Raw genomic sequence first — 5,877 nt, forward strand, 5'->3', positions numbered from 1 at the left:
CGGAAACCCCACGCAGGATCGTGGCGATACACCAGAAATCGAAACGGCGCCTCGGACAATGGCCGCCCATCGATGCGTTTCTCAGGGACCAGCCCAAAGTCGAACGCGATATAGAAGAGTCTCAGCTTCGGGACGTAGGCTATGCGGTGCACCATCGGCTCATCCATACGGATGGCGAACGTCAGACCGCCGTTACCCGGCCACGTGATCGCGCCCAGCGGATACTTCGAGTGTTCGCCGCGCAGCCCATAACCCACGCCACCTTCGAAGTAGCCCAGAACCCGATCGTTATCCGACGCCGTGCGCGAAGCAGCCACGCTGTCCCACCATGTCCACGGCCCATCTGCAACAGGCAACGCGAAATACACGGTTACCGCGCGCTCTTGACCGCGCGTGTCTGAAACCATCCCCTGCACTTCCACACACGGACCCGCGGACCGGTACGTTGCCACGACGTTGAGTCCAGCATCCTCCAGATGGGATGCTTGGCGAATGACACCCTGCTCCTGCTTGACCTCACCACCGACCCGAAGCACTGGCCCGTTGTTTCCCACATCGCGCACGAGCAGTCCCGTTGGTTCTGCGCTTCCGCCACCCAATCGCTGCGCGTCGCACTCGACATTAGCAACGTTGCCCTTTGCATCCAGACTCAACCTCAATCCATCGCTGGTGGTTATCGAGGCGGCCTGCGTCGAGCTTGTGTGTTCGAGCTTTGGCGCACCTTCCAACACCTCGGCATCGCCGTCGACCTTCTCCAGCTCCAGCGTAGCGAACTCCCAGCGATACGAGTGCGCCGAAGGTGGTGGCATTTCGTAGAGATACACAACCATTCTTCGGATTGCCGAGCGGCGGATATCTCCGAGCCAACACTTAGCGTCCACCCACTCTCCTACAGGGATCGAGTGACTGATGATTTGCTGTGTCATCTCGTTAGTAGGCAGATCGGTCCGGCGCGTCTTCTCGTCGTAGAAGACAAACGCCATCGGCTTGGTCTTCACTCTCGGATCGGTCGACACAACCCTCATTCGGACATTCAACCGTGTGTAGTCACGCCAATCCTGCGGCGTCTCGAATTCCTTGCAGATCAACTTGGGAAATGTCTCTTGTCCCCCGCCCTCCGAGACAATGTCCGCCGCCAACACGCCATCATTCAACGACACCGTCATCGTCGCGCCAGGCCGGTCCGTGTTGCCGCTCCAGTCGCCTGCATTTCCGATTAGGTTGAATTGCGCACCCAGCGCAAACGCCACAACCACCAGCGCGGTCATTCCAGTCCCCCCTTCAACGGCACGATGCCCATTTCGTCAATAGCGGCAGAGTGTAGTACGCAATGACACTTCATTTCAGCAAAGAAAGCCGGATACCCAACGAGTATGCGCGCTAATCCAATGCCAATTCGTAGGGTGTCGCGATCATCACGGAACTATTCGAAAGTCTCCCCATGCGAGCATGACTTCGCCCGGTCGCGCGCACGTAATCGACCGTTACCTGGACCTGCCCCTTCAATACCCCCGCCTTCACACCGCTATCCCGCGCGAGTTCCGCGAGCGGCAGCGTCACGTCGAGGTCACTTGAGCAAGGCCACGTGAATCGATTGAGCGTGAACGTCGGCCAATCCTGCTTCTTTGCCGCCTGATGGAGAATACGCGGATAGGGCGTACCCTGGCCGTCTCCCGGCGCGTAATCGAATGTGACGCGCACCTCTTGAATGACGAAATTGGGATGCGGATTCGTGACGCGCACATGAATCGGCACATCCACATCATGCCGCCACGCACTCGGTATCGTGACGCTTGCCGCGGGTTCAGAAAGCCACCAGAACATCGGCACGATCAAAAAGTAGATCGCCAGCGCCGCAGCCACTCCCGTTCCTACTGCTTTGCCCCGGTTCACGTGTGACCCTCCCCGTGGCCATCAGAGAACTCTGGTCAGATCCACACTCAATCACGCGCGCCTTAAATGCAATTCATCATAGCGTGGAGCTGAAAACTGGACAATCTCGGCAAGACTTTCTCGAAATCCCTGGTGACGCGGACCACTCTTACGACCGGCAGGTCTCCTCCCTTAACACCAAGAGGGTTGAGAGAATCGGGAAATTAGACGTTCACCTTATTCAGCTTTCATCGTGTCCATTGTGAACTGCGCCCTGTGCAGATCCATTCCCCTGATACGTCAAATACAGCCTTTTCTACGTGTCGGCATACTTCTTCGCAACGGTCTCGAATTGAGCACTTTCTGCCAAGAAGGCATCGACGACGCGAGGATCGAATTGCGTTCCCCGTCCTTGAGTGAGAATCTCCAGAGCCCGTTCATGGCTGAAGCCTTCCTTGTAGCATCGTTTGCTGGTCAATGCATCATAGACGTCGGCCAATGCCATGATCCTGCCTGCAATGGGTATGGCCTCTTCTTTCAGTCCTCTGGGATATCCTTTTCCATCCCACCGCTCATGGTGCGTGTAAGCGATTTCGCAAGCCAACTCTAGAAACGGAACTTCCTCTTGCGAGGGAGAGAACGTGTGTGCCTTTCGCAGGGCCTCGTATCCCAGTGTGGTGTGCGTCTTCATCGTCTGGAATTCTTCGTCGGTCAGCTTTCCAGGCTTCTGGAGTATGCAGTCCGGTATACCGACCTTACCGACGTCGTGCAGCGGCGCGCACTGCGGTATGAGCTCGGCCACTTCGGGGGGGAGTACTTTTCTGAACCCCTTATCGCGAGCCAGGCGCTTGACGAGGAGCTGAACATAGAGTTGCGTGCGAACGATGTGGCGGCCGGTCTCGGGGTCCCGTGTCTCCGCGAGAGACGTCAGAGAGCCGATAGCATAGCTTTGTGCCGCGGCCAGCGCCCTTGCATTCCGGCCGGCGCGTCGCTCCTCGTGCCAGAAACGCAGCACGGTCAGAAGAACAAAGCACACCGCCAAAGCGGATAGCGCGGGAACAGGTGAAATGAAGACTCCTTTTTGCGAAAGCAGCCATTGACTTCCAAACCACGAAAGACCGCCCGCGCTCCCGCACCAAAAGGCGCACGAGACAAGTGACAGCCGTGCGACGCCAGCCGCCACCAATACGCCAAGAACCAAAGCCAATACCCACTGGGCGCCATGCTCCCACGAAGGCGAATGAAGATATTCCTGGCGCAGCATCATGTCCATTGCCAGTGCGTGCAGTTCCACCCCCGAGACCGCCTTTTCGAACGGCGTATACTGCACGTCCCGTAGAGCCGTCGCCGAAGTCCCGAGCAAAATCACCTTGTCCTTGAGCAATTCCGAAGAGACCTCGCCGCGAAGAATGGCAGCGGCGGAAATATGCTGGAAGTGATTGCCCGGCCCGCTGAATCGCAGCAACATGTTGCCAGCCCTATCCGTGGGGATACTGCGCTGTCCGATGCGGACGCACTCGATTCCTGCAGGCGAGACCTTGACGAAGACTTCATTGGTCTTGAGATCGAAGAGCGTGGTCGCCAGCGCCAAAGAGGGATAGATGCCGCCATTCATGGATATCAGGAGCGGCATTCTGCGGATACGCCCGTCCGAATCGGGAATCGAATTCAGAAAACCTATCGAATGAGCCGATTGAAGAAGTTGTGCATTCGGACACTTCATTGAAGTCGCCGGCGGAAACTCCGGCAAGGGTATCCTCTCGTTCTCACGCAAGAAGACCACGTTTACCGGCGGAGCCGAACACGGAGTACCCACGGATCCATCGGCATCCTCAAAGGAGAACCAAGTCCCCATGATGCTGGGCGCATGCTTGATCGATTGAGCCAGCATACGATCATTGTCCATGAGATCAGCGGGGATATCGGTAAGCGGAAGTGTCATTCCAAGATTGCGCTCAAGATCCTCGCGAATGTGCACGAGCGAGGTGCGGTCCACCTCCGAGAGCATCATGTCAATACTAAGCGATTGGGGCTGCGCCGAGGCTATCGACTTAACAAGGAAGGCCAATTGGTATCGGGGCCAGGGCCATTGCCCCAATTCGCGAAGACTTGCTTCGTCGATGTCCACAATGACCACGTTGGACGGAGGAGGGTCGCGGCGCATCGTTCTCAGAAGCGTGTCGTAGACGAGGTGGTCGAGTTCCTGAATCAGCCAGGGTCTTCTGACAAACAGAGTGGCCAAGAGAGCGGCAAGCAGAAGTCCAAGTAAAAAGACTCCCTTGTACGCTTTCGGCTTTCCGAAAAGCCGACTGCGCCGCACGTGATTCATACCGGAAACCCGCAGCGGCTTTTCATCCCCGCGGCCCTATCGTACGACCACTTCGACGCGGCGGTTACGCGGTTCCTCCACTCCATCTGCTGTTGGGATCAGGGGATTCCCTTCGCCGTGTGATTTCACTTCAATCAGGTCGTTAGGAACGCCCGCTTGGACCAGCAAATCCCGGATGTGCGTTGCTCGCTCGATGGATAGCTTCAGGTTGTAGGCATCGTCGCCACTTCGGTCGGTGTGCCCTACCACGCTGATGTCGCGCGAATCGCGCTCCTTGATTGCGGCCAGCACTTTCCCGATTGTCTCTTGCGATGCCTCATCCGGATTGGCGGAATCGCGTCTGAAATAGATTAGATACTTTATAGGCGGCGCCGGTTCGGCGGCCAAGGCCGGGGCGAAAATCTTCTGGATATTCGCCGCGCTCATGGGTTTCGGTGCGCTGGGCGCGGCAGACGCACTCTTGAGTGCAGTGCTATCGCCCGAACGTGTCAGGCTCTCGGAGCCCCCCGCATTCGTCACTTGCGCACTTCCAAGGCGGCCGTCGGGGTCTGGAACCAGCACAACCACGTTCCTCGTAGTCGCACACCCCATCCCGGCAATGAACATAAGCGCGACAAAGGCGCTCCAAGCGGCGCGCGTTCGGATACAGACTGTCATGTTGTGTCGCATAGCACTAACCCTTTATACGAATGAGTAGTTTTGTGCCCCGCACGGCGATTATGCCCACCGGCGTCTCCATCTTCACCGACTCGGGAGACAACTTTCCGATCAGTCCGGAAACGTATACAAAGGTGCCTCGTACCATGCGCGTGACGAAAGAGTACTCTTCCTCTTTCGGCTCGAACTTGAAGTCCTTCATCTCCAATTCGCTTGACGGACCAAGGCTAATGACCGTGTCGTCCTTGAGGATGACTCCCACGGACCCATCCTTCTCCGTTTTCAGTACATCAGCGACATGCAGTCGAGTTCCAACTGCCGCAGAAATTGTCTGTCCACCGCTAACGATAGACACACTTCCTTTCACCGTCTTGACCGAACCCACCTCATCGCTAACTGGTGCTTGGTCTTCGGACTTCGGAGGCTCCGTCGGATTGGAGGCGTTGGCCGCGATTAGAATCGCGCTTGTTGACTCAGAACCAAGAGAATCTGGCAGAGAAGAGGCGTCCGGCGAGTAGACTTCGACATCCGCACTTAGGCCCGCATCCCCCGGATCGTTATCTGCCACGTGAGGTTGGGCATAGCCTCGCAAGGAACTACTCCACAGAACGAATGCAAGAAGCAGCGCCACTTTGCATGTCTGCATAGGATTGAGTCTCCTTCACATAGCCGACATCGCGGATTGAGTAACACCACAACTTCGACGTATATCTACAACTGCTGTAATTATATAGGTCAATCTAATAACCTGACAACACCTTCCCCCATCAAGATGACATCGATTGCCTGCAAAGTCGAAGAACATCGGGGAAGCTCAGAAACGCTGCGCCTGGAATCGGCGGCCATGTCTATACCCGGGGTGTCCCGATGATTCTCCTGACGGGGCAAGGGGGTGTCCTGGAGAGCCTGGGGGCTACCGGAGAAGCACAGAGATCCTTCGTAGAAACCGGCAAGTCCCAACAGGATAAGCAGTTAGAACTGAAAGATCTGGCTGAACCTGTGCAGGAGGGTAGCTCCGT

The 5,877-nt window shown here is 56.9% G+C and carries 5 protein-coding genes; all 5 read right to left on the reverse strand.

From position 1 onward, the window contains the following. The coding region (locus K1Y02_24695; GenBank protein MBX7259581.1) for a hypothetical protein at positions 1–1,268 on the reverse strand (1,268 nt) is incomplete at its 3' end. 112 nt (positions 1,269–1,380) lie between these two features. After that, the gene (locus tag K1Y02_24700) at positions 1,381–1,893 is read right to left on the reverse strand and encodes a hypothetical protein (protein MBX7259582.1); all 513 of its coding nucleotides are present in this window, start codon (positions 1,891–1,893) and stop codon (positions 1,381–1,383) included. Between the two features lie 295 nt (positions 1,894–2,188). Next, entirely contained in the window at positions 2,189–4,201 is a 2,013-nt protein-coding gene (locus K1Y02_24705) for a CHASE2 domain-containing protein (protein ID MBX7259583.1), read from the reverse strand. A 36-nt stretch (positions 4,202–4,237) separates the two neighbouring features. Further along, positions 4,238–4,870, reverse strand: coding sequence for an OmpA family protein (locus K1Y02_24710; GenBank protein MBX7259584.1), 633 nt, complete (start codon positions 4,868–4,870; stop codon positions 4,238–4,240). A 4-nt stretch (positions 4,871–4,874) separates the two neighbouring features. Next, entirely contained in the window at positions 4,875–5,504 is a 630-nt protein-coding gene (locus tag K1Y02_24715; GenBank protein MBX7259585.1) for a FecR family protein, read from the reverse strand. Positions 5,505–5,877 lie beyond the last annotated feature (373 nt).

Source organism: Candidatus Hydrogenedentota bacterium, from assembly GCA_019695095.1.
GTDB lineage: Bacteria > Hydrogenedentota > Hydrogenedentia > Hydrogenedentales > SLHB01 > JAIBAQ01.